At 69.1% G+C, this 14823-nt stretch carries 12 protein-coding genes; 9 read left to right on the forward strand and 3 right to left on the reverse strand.

All coding sequences use genetic code 11. The features are described 5' to 3' along the window. Positions 1–2046 (forward strand): 3'-5' exonuclease (locus GO615_RS25390; protein ID WP_211167359.1); only part of this gene is annotated, 2046 nt, incomplete at its 5' end. After that, positions 2046–4190 (forward strand): exodeoxyribonuclease V subunit alpha, encoded by a 2145-nt coding sequence (gene recD / locus GO615_RS25395; protein WP_169132649.1) that lies wholly within the window; start codon positions 2046–2048, stop codon positions 4188–4190. The genes GO615_RS25390 and recD, both read left to right, overlap by 1 nt. A 17-nt stretch (positions 4191–4207) precedes the next feature. Here recD and GO615_RS25400 read toward each other — a convergent pair whose 3' ends face one another. Next, on the reverse strand, positions 4208–5752 hold the full coding sequence (locus GO615_RS25400; RefSeq protein WP_169132650.1) for an Ig-like domain-containing protein: 1545 nt from the start codon (positions 5750–5752) through the stop codon (positions 4208–4210). Positions 5753–6086: 334 nt separating this feature from the next. Here GO615_RS25400 and GO615_RS25405 point away from each other — a divergent pair, with 334 nt between their 5' ends. Together GO615_RS25405 and GO615_RS25410 are read left to right on the forward strand one after the other, a co-directional pair. After that, a complete protein-coding gene (locus tag GO615_RS25405; RefSeq protein ID WP_169132651.1) occupies positions 6087–7502 on the forward strand; it encodes a sensor histidine kinase in 1416 nt (471 codons plus the stop codon). 4 nt (positions 7503–7506) lie between these two features. After that, positions 7507–8919, forward strand: coding sequence for a sigma-54-dependent transcriptional regulator (locus GO615_RS25410; protein WP_169132652.1), 1413 nt, complete (start codon positions 7507–7509; stop codon positions 8917–8919). Between the two features lie 184 nt (positions 8920–9103). Here GO615_RS25410 and GO615_RS25415 read toward each other — a convergent pair whose 3' ends face one another. Both GO615_RS25415 and gspG read right to left on the reverse strand, forming a co-directional pair. Beyond that, positions 9104–10300: a type II secretion system F family protein gene (locus GO615_RS25415; protein WP_169132653.1), complete on the reverse strand. Its 1197-nt coding sequence runs from the start codon at positions 10298–10300 to the stop codon at positions 9104–9106. 30 nt (positions 10301–10330) lie between these two features. Then, positions 10331–10786 carry a type II secretion system major pseudopilin GspG gene (gspG, locus tag GO615_RS25420; protein WP_169132654.1) on the reverse strand — a complete coding sequence of 152 codons (456 nt, stop codon included), beginning with the start codon at positions 10784–10786 and terminating at the stop codon, positions 10331–10333. Positions 10787–10996: 210 nt separating this feature from the next. On the opposite strand from gspG, the gene GO615_RS25425 reads away from it, so the two are divergent. The 5 genes from GO615_RS25425 (at position 10997) to GO615_RS25445 (ending at position 14797) form a co-directional block, all read left to right on the forward strand. Beyond that, complete coding sequence (locus tag GO615_RS25425; protein ID WP_169132655.1) at positions 10997–11629, forward strand: lytic transglycosylase domain-containing protein; 633 nt, start codon at positions 10997–10999, stop codon at positions 11627–11629. Between the two features lie 379 nt (positions 11630–12008). After that, entirely contained in the window at positions 12009–12461 is a 453-nt protein-coding gene (locus GO615_RS25430; RefSeq protein ID WP_169132656.1) for a hypothetical protein, read from the forward strand. Positions 12462–12804: 343 nt separating this feature from the next. Continuing rightward, positions 12805–13203 (forward strand): hypothetical protein, encoded by a 399-nt coding sequence (locus GO615_RS25435; RefSeq protein ID WP_169132657.1) that lies wholly within the window; start codon positions 12805–12807, stop codon positions 13201–13203. Between the two features lie 59 nt (positions 13204–13262). Next, positions 13263–13751 carry a DUF2946 family protein gene (locus GO615_RS29035; protein WP_169132658.1) on the forward strand — a complete coding sequence of 163 codons (489 nt, stop codon included), beginning with the start codon at positions 13263–13265 and terminating at the stop codon, positions 13749–13751. Between the two features lie 80 nt (positions 13752–13831). Continuing rightward, on the forward strand, positions 13832–14797 hold the full coding sequence (locus GO615_RS25445) for a transporter (RefSeq protein ID WP_169132659.1): 966 nt from the start codon (positions 13832–13834) through the stop codon (positions 14795–14797). The last annotated feature ends 26 nt before the right edge of the window (positions 14798–14823 follow it).

Genomic DNA, 14823 nt, shown 5'->3' on the forward strand with positions numbered 1-14823 from the left:
GGATTCGAGCGGGCGGGGGACGAAACCGGGGGCGATGCGCTCGCCGCGCTGCGCCCGGCGGACATCGCGATCCTCGTGAACAGCCGCACCGAGGCCAACGCGGTGCGCGCCGCGCTCGCCGCGGGCGGAGTGCGCAGCGTCTATCTCTCCGACCAGGAATCGGTGTTCGCCAGTCCGCAGGCCGCCGAGCTGCAGCAGTGGCTCGCGGCCTGCGCCGAGCCGGACGACGACGGCCTGCTGCGCGCGGCGCTCGCCACGCCCTGTCTGGGCCTGGACTGGGCCGCGCTCGACCGCCTGCGCCACGACGAACTCGAATGGGAAGAGCGTGTGCTGCAGTTCCGCAGCTACCGCCAGCTGTGGCGCCGCCAGGGCGTGCTGCCGATGCTGCGGCGCCTGCTGGGCGACTTCGGCGTGCCGCGGCGCCTCCTCGGCGGCGAGGAGGGTGGGACGGGCGCGGGGAGCGACGGCGAACGGGCGCTCACCGACCTGCTGCATCTCGCGGAGCTGCTGCAGCACGCGAGCGTCGCGCTCGACGGCGAGCACGCGCTGATCCGGCATCTGGCCGAGCAGCGCGCCGACGCCGGCAACGGCGACGATGCGAGGAAACTGCGCCTCGAAAGCGATGCCGACCTCGTGCAGGTCGTCACCGTGCACAAGTCCAAGGGCCTCGAATACCCGCTGGTGTTTCTGCCCTTCGCCTGCACCTGCCGCCAGGTCGATCCCGACGACCTGCCGATCAAGCTGCACGAGGCCGCAGGCGCGCTGCGGCTCGTGCTGGAGCCGCAGGGCGACGACATCGCGCAGGCCGACCGCGAGCGACTCGGCGAGGACCTGCGCAAGCTCTACGTCGCGCTCACCCGCGCGCGCCACGCGACCTGGATCGGCGTTGCGCCGGTGGAGAAGCTCGAACTCAGCGCACTGGGCTATCTCCTCGCCGGCAGCGCGTCGATCGCCACGGATGCCCTGGCCGATGCGCTGGCCGCCCTGCGCGGCGACTGCGCGCACATCGCGGTCGAACCCGCGCCGGCGCCCGCGGGCGAGCGCTTCGCCCCGCGCGTCGCCCGCAGCGAAATCGGCGCCGCGCGCGAACCGCGCCGGGCGGTGCGCGAATTCTGGTGGATCGCGAGCTATTCGGCGTTGCGCACGGCGGAAGCGGAGGGCGTCGCCGCCGAGGTGATCGCGGCAGGCACCGCGCCGACCGCGGAACCCGTCCCCCCCGCGGCGGAAACCCCAGCCGAAGAGACCTTCGCCGAGACCCTGGCCGAAGCCCCCGGCAGCCCCGCCGCGCCGGCGGGCGACCAGCGCCTGCACCGCTTCGCGCGCGGCCCCGGCCCCGGCACCTTCCTGCACGAGCTCCTCGAATGGGCCGCGCGCGAAGGCTTCGGCCGCGTGCTCGCGGCGCCCGAGCGCGCCCGCGACATGATCGCGCGCCGCTGCGCCGTGCGCGGCTGGAGCCAATGGACCGAGGCCCTGACGCGCTGGCTGCTCGATTTCATCGCGACGCCGCTGCCGCTGCCCGGCGGCGACTCCACGCGGCTGGCCGACCTCGCGGGGGCGCGGCCCGAGATGGAATTCTGGTTCGAGACCCACCGCGCCGACCTGGTGCGCCTCGACGCCCTCGTGCGTGCCCACACGCTCGGCGCCGCACCGCGCCCGGAACTCGCGCCGGGCCGGCTCAACGGCATGCTCAAGGGTTTCATCGATCTCGTCTTCGAACACCAGGGGCGCTACTACGTGGCCGACTACAAATCCAACTGGCTGGGGCCGGACGACGCGGCCTACACCCCCGCCGCGATGCGCGACGCGGTGCTCGCGAAGCGCTACGAGCTGCAATACGTGCTCTACCTTTTCGCGCTGCACCGCCTGCTCAAGTCGCGCCTGCCCGACTATGACTACGACCGCCACGTCGGCGGCGCGGTGTACCTCTTCCTGCGCGGCAGCCACGCGCCGACCCGCGGCGTGCATGCCGAGCGCCCGCCGCGCGCGCTGATCGAGGCGCTGGATGCGGAGTTCGGCATGGTGGCCGCGGTCGGGGAGGTGCGGTGATGACGCGCACGAGCAAAGGCCGCCGTCCCGGCGCCGAGTTCATGGACGACCTGTTCGCGGGCGCGGACGATCGCGGCGCCGCGGCGCGCGGCGATCTGCCCGCGCTGCTGCGCCGCTGGGCCGAGCGTGGCTGGCTGCGCCCGCTCGACCGCGTGTTCGCGGGATTCCTGCGCGACGAGGCGCCCGATGCCGATCCGCTGCTGCTCCTGGCCGCGGCGCTCGCGAGCCATCAGCTCGGCCGCGGCCACGTGTGCCTGGACCTTGCCGCGACGCTCGCGGACCCGCGCTTCGCGCTGTCGCTGCCGCCCGAGGGGGACGACGACACCGACCTGCCGCCGCTGCCCGACGAGGTGCTCACGGGCGTGACGCTCGAACGCTGGCGCGCCGCGATGGCGCACCCGCTGCTGGTCGCCGGCGGTGCCGGCACGACCCCGCTCGTCCTCGTCGGCTCCCGCCTCTACCTGCGCCGCTACTGGCAATACGAATGTGACGTGCGTGCAGGCATCGACGCGCGCCTCGCCGCGCCGCCCGCGGACCTCGATCCGGCGGCCTTCCGCCAGGCCCTCGACGCGCTCTTCCCGCCGCGTGCGGGCGGCGCCGTCGACTGGCAGAAGCTCGCCTGTGCGCTGGTCGCGCGCAGCGCCTTCGGCATCGTCACCGGCGGCCCCGGCACCGGCAAGACCACCACCGTCGTGCGCCTGCTCGCGTTGCTGCAGAGCCTCGCGCTCGCCGGCCCGCAAGGCCGCCCCTTGCGCATCCGCCTCGCCGCGCCCACCGGCAAGGCCGCGGCGCGGCTCAACGAGTCGATCGCCGGGGCGGTCGCGCAGCTCGATCTCGAGCGCCTGCCCGGCGGCGAAGCCGTGCGCGCGGCGATCCCGGTCGCCGTCGGCACGCTGCACCGCCTGCTCGGCAGCCGCCCCGACACGCGCCACTTCCGCCACGATGCGCGCAACCCGCTGGCGCTCGACGTGCTGGTCGTCGACGAGGCCTCGATGGTGGACCTCGAGATGATGGCCGCGGTGCTCGCCGCGCTCCCGGCGCGCGCCCGTCTCGTGCTGCTCGGCGACAAGGACCAGCTCGCCTCGGTCGAGGCCGGTGCGGTGCTGGGCGAACTGTGCGCCCGTGCGCGTGAGGGCTACTACACTCCGGCGACGCGCGACTGGCTCGCCGACGTGACCGGCGCGCGCCTCGACGACGCCCTCGTCGACCCGCAGGGCGAGCCGCTCGACCAGGCCGTGGCGATGCTGCGCGTGAGCCACCGCTTCACGGCCGACAGCGGCATCGGGCGGCTGGCCGAGGCCGTGAATGCCGGCGACCGGGCGGCGATGCATGCCGTGTTGAACGGATCGGGGGCGCAGCGCTGCGTCGATCTCGCGCGCCTGCGGCTCGCCGGTGACGCGGACCTGCGCGCCCTGGCGATCGACGGCGGCGCGGAGAATTTCCCCGGTGGCGGGCTGCTCGCCGGCAAGGATGCGCCCCCGCCGCCGGCGGGTTTCGGCCATTATCTGCAGGTGATGCACGACGGCCGACCCGGGCTGACGGCCGGCCAGGACGACTTCGAGCGCTGGGCGCGCGCGGTGCTCGCCGCGCAGGGCCGCTTCCAGCTGCTGTGCGCGCTGCGCCGCGGGCCGTGGGGTGTCGCAGGGCTAAACGAGCGAGTCGCGCGCATGCTGCATGCGGCCGGCCTGATCGAGGCCGACCACGGCTGGTATCCCGGCCGCCCGGTGCTCGTCACGCGCAACGACTATGGCCTGGGTCTCATGAACGGCGACCTCGGCGTGACCCTCGAATTGCCGCGTCCCGCGCCGAACGGCGACCTGCAGTGGGGCCTGCGCGTGGCCTTCCCTGCGGGCGACGGCAGCGACGGCGTGCGCTGGGTGCTGCCGAGCCGCCTGCAGGCGGTCGAGACGGTGTTCGCGATGACCGTGCACAAGTCGCAGGGCTCGGAATTCACCCATGCCGCGCTGGTGCTGCCCGAGGCGCTGAACCCCGTCCTCACGCGCGAGCTCGTGTACACCGGCATCACCCGCGCGCGCCGGTGGCTGACGCTGGCGACGGCGGGATCCGACCGCGTGCTGGACGAGGCGGTCGACCGGCGCGTGCTGCGCGCGAGCGGCCTGATGGCCGCCCGTAACGCCTCCTGAACCTGCGGACAAGCGGCTCAGCGGACGATATTCACCGCCCCTTCGTCCGTGCCGCCGCCGCTCGACTGCACGCGCACCACATCACCCGCGACCGCGCGTACCGGCGAACTGCGCACGTCGATCTGCCACGCGCCGGTGGCATCGGAGGTCACGGTCGCGATCGTTTCGTTGGTGCGCACCAGTACGGCCGTGATTTGCGCGCCCGCCTGGTTCGTCACCCCGCGCACTTCCCACCGGCTCGTGTCCGCGCGGTAGTTGCTGCGGGTCAGGTCGACGGTATCCATCGCCACCGGCTGCGCGGTGATGGTCACGGTGGTCGCCGGCGACACCAGGCCGGTCGTATCGGCGACCGTGTAGCCGAAGGTGTAGGTGCCTGCCGCGGCTGCGGTCACGAGCACGTCGCCCGTCTGCGGGTTCTGCACATCGAGCCCCGGGGGCAGCGGGAACTGCAGCTGCACGGTCGTGCTGTCCATGTTGCCGTTCGCGTCGGTGTCGTTGGCAAGCAGGTGCACCTCGGTCGCCAGGCCGACGAACACGTTCGCGGCGTCGGCGGTCGCGACCGGCGCACTGGCCGGTACCGTTCCGGCCGGCGGCGGGGGCGGCGGCGCCGTCACGCCGTCTACGGTCGCGGTGGCCTGGCTCAGGTTGCTCAGGTTCACCGCCAGCACCTGCGACGGGCACGCGCCATCCGAATCGACCTCGCCCTCGTTCACGATCACGCTGTAGCGATAGGTGCCGAACTCCGGCGCCTCGATGTCCACCGTCGTGCTCATCGACCCGTACAGGTAATTGGTTTTCGGGTTGCGGAACTCGATCGTCGCGGCCGAGGGCAGGTAGGACGCGCCCTGTACCTGCAGCCGCGAGCCGGGCACGCAGCCCGCTTTCGTGATGCTGGTCTTGGGTACGGCCGGATCGACCAGGGTGCCGCCCGCCGCTTCCAGCGAGAAGTGGTAGAAGTTGCCGTCGTCGCCGAAGTAGCCCTCCAGCGCCGCGAAGGTGCCGACCGGGATCGACGCCGGCTGGACCGCGAAGCCGTACTCGTTCTTGTAGCCCTTGGAAAGCAGGCGTGGATCCTTGCTCTCCAGCATCGGTATGTCGAGCAGGCTCATCACCCCGGCATCGTTCTTCGTCAGCGACCCCAGCAGCACCGTCTCGGCGGGTTCGATCGCGACATCGTTGATCACCGGTGTCGCCACCGCGCCGTCGGGCGAGAGCGTCACCTCGCCCATCAGGATCGCAGTCGCGCCCACGAAACCGTCTCGGAACAGGCCGGGGAAGCGTGTCGGGTCCGTAAGCTCGGCCGCGCTCAGGGTCTTGGTTGGCGTGTGGATCGTCGCGCCCGGCGGCACGAGGAAGCTGCGGCCGAAGATCGTCAGTTCAACACCCGTGCCGTCGGGGCGGTTGTAGATGCCCCGCACGACACCTTCGACCTCGAAGGGGATGGGGGCGGCCTGGGCGAAGGCGGCGACCGGGGCGCCCAATGCGCATATGAGGGCGAGCGTGCGGACCAGCGGTTTCAGCGGAGAGGCCGGCAGCGACCGGCGCGTGGATTGTTGGTTCATGACAGGGCTCCTCGGAAACTCCGATGTTTATGGGGAACTACGCGCGCATCGGGCTTCCGCAAGTCATGTGCCATACCGCCAAGGTCGTAAAGTTGTATCCGGATATATGTATCTGCCGCTTGTTTTCTGGGAAATCGCGGGGAAAAATGGGTGGGGAATATCACCCATATTGGGGAAATCGATTCGCCCAAAATGGCACATGAATGCACTTTGGCGGGCGACATCTTGTAACGTTAAGTCGTTCACGGCCCCCGGTAGCGATTGCGCGCACACTGTAACGAGGTGTGACTGGGGGATATGACCCGTCACGCACGCTCGAGGAGTTCGCACGGTCATGGATGGGAGCCGGAAACCTTTCAACCTGCGCAGGTGGTTTTCCGTCGTCAGCCTGCTGGTGACGGGTGGGGCGGCCATTGTCTCGGGCGCGATCCTGTCCAACTTCTTCGTCACCGAAGCGATCAAGCGCGATGCCCTGCTGACGAAACAGTTCATCCAGTCGATCGCCGAGATCGAGCTGCGTCACGCGCGTTTCGGTCTCGCCAACGTGTCCTTCGGCGCCATCCTCGACGAGCGCCGGTCCGCCGGGGAGCTTGGCCTCGAGCCGGAAAACCTCGCGCGCGCGCGCCAGGAATTCTTCGATCACCTGCGCAACATGCCCGAGGCCCTGCTCGCGACGGTGTTCGCGCCGGATGGCTACGTGACGTGGTCGTCCAATGCACTGCTGATCGGCAAGATGCTGCCCGACAACCACGAGCTGGCGGAGGTCATCGAGCGCCGGGACGCGATCGCTGGCGGCCATCTCAAGGGCACCGCGGGCGGCAAGGTCGAGCAGCAGTTCGTGCGCTATCCCGAGGACTTCTATATAGAGAACTACGTGCCGCTGTTCGACCGGGACGGCACGGTGGCCTCGGTCGTCGAGATCTACAAGGAGCCGCGCGACCTCATCCACTCCCTCAAGCGCGGCTACCTGCTGATCTGGCTCGCCGCGCTGCTGTCGGGCGCAGCGGTGTATGTGTGCCTGCGCTGGATCATCATCCGCGCCGCGCGCCAGATCGACGACCAGCAGCGCGAGATCGTCGAGAACAAGACCCTCGTCGCGCTCGGCGAGATGTCTTCCGCGGTCGCACACGGCCTGCGCAACCCGCTCGCGTCGATCCGTTCCAGCGCCGAAGTCGCGCTCGAGCTCGGCGATCCCTCGACCGCGAAGAACCTCAACGACATTGTCACCCAGGTCGATCGTCTCTCAAAATGGGTACGAGAATTGCTTCAATTCTCCAAGCCGATCAGCGATGAACGCGAGGCGGTGAAGATCGACATGGCCCTGGAAAACGCGCTGTCCACCTACGAGGTGCAGATCCGCCGCGCCGGCATCGAAGTCGACTGGACGCCCGACGCGGCGCCGACGGTCGAGGTGCATGCGAACGGACCGCTGCTCGAGCAGGTGCTCAACAGCGTGCTGTCCAATGCCATCGAAGCCATGCCGCGCGGCGGGCGTCTCGGCGTGGCTGTCGAGGTGCCCGCGCGCGGGCGCGTCGCCGTGAAGATTTCCGACACGGGCTGCGGGATGTCGGAGAAGCAGCTGGAACTGGCCTTCAAGCCCTTCCACACGACGAAACGCAACGGGTTGGGTGTCGGTCTGGTGCTGGTAAAGCGGATAATGGAGCGATTCGGGGGCGGCGTCGCGCTGGAGAGCAGGGAGCAGGCGGGAACCACCGTGAGTCTGACATTCAAGGTAGCGGAGCAGGAGTAAGGAAATGCCAAACACGATCCTGGTCGTCGAAGACGACGAGATCCTGGGCGACAACATTTGTACCAGCCTCAAGCGCAACGGCTGGGACGCGCAACTGGCGGGCTCCTCGGAAGAGGCCCTCAAGATGCTTGCGGTGCTGCATCCCGAGGTCATCCTCACCGACCTCAACCTGCCGGGCATCACCGGCATCGAACTGATCGGCAAGGTGCGCGAGGCCGAGCCCGAGGCCAAGGTCATTCTCATGACCGGGGATGGCAACGTGCAGCGCGCGGTCGAGGCGATGAAGGCCGGCGCCTACGACTACCTCACCAAGCCCCTCGTGCTGGCCGAGCTCAAGCTGCTCATCGAGCGCGCCCTGAACGCCCGGCGCATGGAAAAGACCCTGTCCTTCTACCAGGAGCGCGACACGCGCGACGCCGGCGTGGGCGCGCTGATCGGCGCATCGGCCCCGATGCAGGCGATGAAGCACATGATCCGCCAGCTTCTCGAGGCCGAGCAGCACATGCCCGCGAACGAGCTGCCGGTCGTCCTCATCAACGGCGAAACCGGCACCGGCAAGGAACTCGTCGCGCGCGCCCTGCACGTCGATGGCACGCGCAGCAGCGGCCCCTTCGTCGAAGTGAACTGCGCCTCGATCCCCTCTCATCTTCTGGAAGCCGAGCTCTTCGGCCACGAGAAAGGCGCCTTCACCGACGCCCGCGACCGCCGCGCCGGCCTGGTCGAAGCGGCCGACGGCGGCACGCTGTTCCTCGACGAGATCGGCGAGATCGACCTCGCGCTGCAGGCCAAGCTGCTCAAACTGCTGGAAGAGCGCACCATCCGCCGCCTCGGCTCGGTCAAGGAGATCAAGGTCAACCTGCGCATCATCAGCGCCACCAATCGCGACCTCGAGCAGATGGTGCGCGAGGGCAAGTTCCGCAGCGACCTGTACTTCCGCCTGCGCATCATCTCCATCAAGGTGCCGCCGCTGCGCGAACGCGGCGAAGACATCGTCACGCTGGCGAAGCACTACCTCGAACAGCACGCCCGCCGCTACGGCAAGCCGGGACTGTATTTCAACGACGACGCGCTCGCCGTGCTGAAGAGCTACGCCTGGCCGGGCAACGTGCGCGAGCTGCGCAACATGCTCGAACAGACCGTGCTGCTCGCCGCAGGCAAGGCCATCACGCCCAACCAGCTCGCGATCTGCCCGGGCCTGTACGGCACCTGCGACCGCGACTTCCACTCGCTCGACAGCTACTGCATGTCCGTTCCGGCGAACGGCGTCAGCGTCCCCGAAGTCGAGCGCGACCTCGTCGTCAAGATGCTCGACAAGACCGACTGGAACGTCACCAAGTCCGCGCGCCTGCTGGGCCTCACGCGCGACATGCTGCGCTACCGCATCGAGAAGCTCGGCCTGGAGCGCCCGCAGCGCTGACGCGAAGGAATACGGGAAGGGAGGGAGAGGGGGCGCGGTGAGAGCCGCGCCCTTTTTCCGATGTGCGAAGTACCGGACGGTGGGCTTTCCCTGTGGGAGCGGCTTCAGCCGCGAATCGGCGCCCATTCGCGGCTGAAGCCGCTCCCACGGTATCCAGCGTGCCCCGTGAGGCGAGGCATCACGATCACTGGATACTGCTTGCCAGCTCGAAGATCGGGATGTACATCAGGATCACGATGACGCCGATCACCAGGCCGATGAAGGTCATCAGCAGCGGCTCGAACAGGCGCACGAACCACTCGATGAAGCGGCTCATCTCCTCGTCGTAGAAGTCCGCGGTGCGCTCCATCATCTCGCCGAGGTTGCCGGCGTGCTCGCCCGCGCGCAGCATGCGCAGCGATACCGGCGTCGCCATGCGGTTCTCCTCCAGCGCCCACGACAGCGCGTGGCCCTCGCGGATGCGGGCGGCGACTTCGTCGAGGCGGGTGCGTGTCGCCACGCCCAGCAGGCCGCGCACCATGCCGATCGCCGTCAGGATGGGGATGCCGCCCTGCAGCAGGATGCCCAGCGAGCGGTAGAAGCGCGCCATCTCGTAGATGAACAGGCGCTTGCGGATCGCCGGCACCGACTCCAGCAGCTGCGACAGCGCGCGCCGCACCGGCGGCTGGCGCAGCAGCAGCGCCGCGCCCGCGAGCGCCGCGAGTGCGCCCAGCCCCAGCTCCAACTGGTGCGCGTGCAGGAACTGGCCGGATGCCAGCAGCACGCGCGACAGCCACGGCAGGTTGGTGCCCACGTCCTCGAACACCGCGGCGAAGCGCGGCACCACGTAGCCGATCAGGAACAGCAGCACGCCGCAGCCGACCACGAACAGCAGCGCCGGATACACCGCCGCGCTGACGATCTTCTGCCGCACCTCGTCGACGCGGCTGCGGTAGGCCACGTAGCGGCCCAGCGCGGCGCCCACGTCGCCGGTCTTCTCGCTCGACTGGATCAGCGCCACGTACAGCTCGGGGAAGATTTCAGGCGCGTGCGCCAGCGCCAGCGCCTGCGACAGCGACTTGCCTTCGTACAGCGCGCGCACCAAGTCGTCCAGCACCTTGCGCGCGTGGCCGTCGCTCTCCTTCTCGGCAAGGCTCTCCAGCGCGTCGATGAGCGCGAGGCCCGCTTTCAGCAGCGTCGCCAGCTCCTGGCTGAAGAGCACCAGCGGGAAGGTCTCCTTGCGCTGCCAGCGCAGGGCTGGCAGGCGTTGCGCCGCACGCAGCGACATCACGCGCAGGCCCTGTTCCTCGGCCTGGCGGCGGGCGTCGGCGACGCTGGTCGCGTCCAGCGTCAGCGCGACCACGCCCGCATCGCGACCGACCCCCTTGACGTGGTAGCGCATGGCGGCACCCGGCGCGACGCGGCTGGCGCGTCACTCCCAGCTCGTGATGTCGGCGTTCTCGCCGTCGCCGCCGGGCTGGCCGTCCTTGCCCAGCGAGTACAGGTCGTACTCGCCGTGCTCGCCCGGCGCCACGTAGGCGTAGTTGCGGCCCCACGGGTCCGCCGGCACGGCCTTCTGCAGGTAGGGGCCGCCCCACTTGGTCTCGTTGCCGGGGCGCGTCACCAGTGCCGTGAGGCCCTGCTCGGTCGAGGGGTAGTGGCCGGTGTCGAGGCGGTACAGGTCCAGCGCCTTCACCAGGCCCTCGACCTGCGCGCGCGCGGCCTTCACTTCCGACTTGCCGAGCTGGCTGAAGTACTTCGGCGCGACGAGGCCGGCGAGCAGGCCCAGCACGACCAGCACGACCAGCAGTTCCAGCAGGGTGAAGCCGCGAGTGTGGCCGCGCAGGGGGCCGCGCGAGGTGGCGCCGGTGAGGCGGCGGCGGAGCATTCGACGATCATCCATGGGCTTGGTCGCTCAGTTGATTGAGTGTCCGCCAGTGTAGGAACAGGCTCGCGGCGGCGTCAATTTTGGGGAGCAGGAAACATGCCCGTGGCGTGACGCGCGTCGCGGCGCGGCGGCGCGCGGCATGGCGCTTGCGTAATCCCCGTGTGAGTGGGGAATTTTCCCCAATCAAGACACAAGAACGGGAGATCCCGCATGCCCTCGCCAGTTCCGCTGCTCCTCGCCGCCTGTCTCGCACTGCCGCTCGCCGCGCACGCCGATGTCTATATGAAGGTCGAGCCCGACGGTTCGGTCACGCTCACCGACGAACCGCGCCGCGGCTTCGAGCGCATCGTCGCTTCGCCCGGCCCCGCAAGCGGGGGCAAGTCCCCCATTGGCGGGACCGGCATGCTCGCCGCCGCAGCGGCCGCCAACACCGGCAGCCTGCCCTATGCGCCGCTGGTCGCCGCGGCCGCGGCCGAGCACGACCTGCCCGAGGCGCTCCTCCACGCCGTGATCCGCACCGAGTCGAACTACGACCCGGGGGCGGTGTCGCCCAAGGGCGCGGTCGGCTTGATGCAGCTGATGCCCGACACGGCGCGCGAGATGGGGGTCGCGGATGCGCGCGATCCGGCGGACAACATCCGCGGTGGCGCGCGCTACCTCAAGCTTCTGCTGGAGCGCTTCGGCAACGATGTGGGCATGGCCGTCGCGGCCTACAACGCGGGGCCCGGCGCGGTCGCGCGCAGCGGTGGCACCCCGCCTTTCGCCGAGACGCGCCGCTACGTGCCGCGCGTGATCGAGCATTTCGAGCGCCTCGGCGGACGCCGTGGCGGGCGGGTGTCATGAGGGGTGGGGAATCAAGCCCAAATCTGGGGAAAGGCGCCCATGATCCCCGGCGGCCAGGCTAAACCCTTTGACGGCGCGGCGTGTGCCGATGTCGAAGGTGTGAATAAGCCGTTCTGTATATGCAGATCTCGTGATGAATTGCCCCCGGAAGTGGGGGTGGAGATTGGGGGAGTTCACCCGCAGTGGCGCCGGAAGCCGCGAAATACCTGAGGAATGGTAGTGCCGGAAATGCTGGCACGGGGGTTGCTGAATGTCCCGCGGGACCTTCCCGCAACGCATCCGCCGGGCCGAACTGCCAGTGTTCCATCGGACGACGTGGTGTCAGGTGAGGGGTCTGCGGACCCCGAGCCCAAAAATCTAACCCTTCGGAGATTTTGAAATGGCCAAGAACATTCGTACCCTCGTCGCCACTGCCGCAATCCCGTTTGCTCTGTTCGCCGGCGCTGCGTCGGCTGAAACGACATGTGCGGCACCAACGGTCACGTTCAGCCGGGTGAGTTCGTGCGAAGCCTTGGACGCCGTGAATGCGGCGATCCAGGCTGCAAACGACACGTGCCAGTTCATGACGGGCAATGCGGCGACCAACTACGGGAACCTGATGACCAAGCTTTTGACTGCCGATTCGAAGCTTGCCTCAAATGATCAAAAACCGGCTGAGAGGAAGGTCGAAGGGGCAGAGCTGGCGCTGTTGGGCATCATTGAAAAGACAACCGAGTGGTCGAACATCCTGCCGCCGCAAAAGAAGAAGCTGACCGAGAGCGCCGCGTATTCGATCAACACTGCGACCATGGGAGCACTGACGAGTTGCACCTTGTATGTGCCGACGTACTGATGTGATGGTGAATCGTTCGTAGTCGAATTGGATTGACAGACGTATCCAATATAACTGCCCAAGGACGGGGAATGTGCCGCCTGTGCGGCTACCCCGGTCGGCAGGAGGCGGGCGTAATGCCCGCGCAGGCAAGCAAGGGAGTTTGCCCAGGGTGTGCGGCGTGCACGGCGAAGCGGCCGTGTGCGAGGCGACCTCGCATGATGCGAATCAAGGAATTCGTCGGGCAGTACCGGCACGGTATGTCCCTTGCCTGTCAAACGAAGAACGCAATGCAGCAAGCGAATTCCCGGGCGTGCGCCCGCGGATTCGTGCCCGAAACCCCTGACCCCGATAGAGGTTTGAAATGGCCAACAAGATGCGAACCCTCGTCGCCGCCCTCCTTGTTCCCTTCGTGTTCGGCGCCGGTGCGGCCGGCGCGGCGCGACCGAGTCCGGTCGAGTACCAGTTCGTGAGTGCCTGCGCGGGGGAACTGGCAGGCGTCGCAGCGGTGATCGGCGCGTCGGCGTTCTCCGGCAAGAACGCCGCGGGGAACAAGGACGGCCTGCTGTCGAAAGTCTATGGGGCGGACCAGAAGGTGTACCAGAACAAGCCGCTGGAGGCGGAAGGACTGCTGTATCAGGTGGCGGACAAGGCGAACGATCTGGCGAACCAGGGCAAGTTGGCCGGCGCAGACGCAGCCGGGATCGTTGCCGCGGCCACGCTGCCGGGCGACGCCATGACTTGTGTGATGGGGCAGCAATAGCGCGAGGTGGCTGAGAGGGCTGCGGGCGACCCGGCCGATGCCATCCGGCAAGGCGGTTCGTGCAGCACGAATGCGATGAGCATGGGCGCTATTCCGGCCAGGTACGGATCGAACAGCACGGCGAGGCAGCCGTGACGGCGTCCGGCCGCACGTCATCCTTCTTTTCGAGCCAGCAGGGCGAACGTATCGTCATCGCCGTGCTGGCTCTCGTCATCTGGCTGGCGCCGCTCGTTGCGCTGAGCCACACGACGATGCGCGGCCCGCTGCCGGGGTCCGACATCTGCCGCACGCCGTCGGCCAAGACGCCGTCCGAGCAGCCGGTGGCCGAAGCCGATCATCGCTGCCACGAATGCTGCTGCTCGGCCGTCCGCCTCGGTGGCGGGCTGCCGGCGACGGCGGGCTGGTTCTTCCTCCCGGCATCCGCGCCCGTGCTTGCGGGCGATGCCGCCCACGCACCGCGCCGGCTCGAGTGGCGCGACCTCGCGCCGCCGCCGCGCGCGCCGCCTTCCGCAGCCGGAATCGACGCCACCGAACCCCGCATCGGCTGACCGGCCGCTGCGCTCCGATTCCGCGTTATGCGGCCGCGGGCCGTCCCGCTCCGACGGCGGTCCGGGCCCTGGGAGGCATCATGTCCTGCGTACTTCGTCCGCTGGCTGCGAGCGTGCTCGCGCTCGGCCTGTCGGTACCCGTTTCCGCCCTGGCGTCCTGCGGGGCCACCTTTTGTTCGGTCAATACCAGCTCGGCCTTCATGCACGCCGGCCTCGCGGGCGCTACGCGCCTCGACCTGCGCTTCGAGTTCATCGACCAGCGCCACGCGATGCATGGCGACGACAATGTCTCGGTGGGCGAGATTCCGCGTCACCATGACGAGAAGCGCACGCTCAACCGCAACCTGCTGCTCACGCTGGAGCGCGATGTCGCGCCGGAGTGGACGCTGGGCATGACGCTGCCGCTGGTCGACCGTGACCACCAGCACGTCCACAACCATCATCACGGCGACGAGGTGCATCACATCCCCGCGAGCTGGGATTTTCGCGAGCTCGGCGACGTGCGCCTCAAGGCGCGGCACGAGCTGCTCCCCGGCCGCGAACAGGGGATCGGCGTCAGCGTCGGCGTGAAGCTTCCGACCGGGCGCAGCGACGTGAAGAACAGCGACGGCGAGGAGGCGGAGCGCAGCCTGCAGCCGGGCAGCGGTACCACCGATGTGCTGCTGGGGGCGCACTGGCGCAGGGAGCTGGCGGGCGGCTCGACCGCCTTCGCGAGCTTGGCGGCGGAACTGGCCACCGCCGAGCATGACGATTACCGTCCCGGTCATCGCACGCACCTGGACTTGGGCTGGGTGAAGCCGATGACCGATCGCCTGAGCATTCCGGTGCAGCTCAACGTCGCCTTCAAGGCGCGCGACCGCGGCGCGGAGGCCGAGCCGGAGGATACGGGCTCGACGATGGTGGCGCTGAGTCCGGGCATCAACTGGCAGATGTCGCCGCACTGGCAGCTTTACGCGTATTACCAGCGCCCGATCTACCAGCATGTGAACGGCGTGCAGCTCACGCCGCGCTGGAGTGCGGTGCTGGGGGCGACGGTCGCGTTCTGAACCGGAACGTCGGGGGCGGGCGTGGC

Origin of the sequence: Aromatoleum evansii, assembly GCF_012910805.1 — a bacterium.
Classification (GTDB): domain Bacteria; phylum Pseudomonadota; class Gammaproteobacteria; order Burkholderiales; family Rhodocyclaceae; genus Aromatoleum; species Aromatoleum evansii.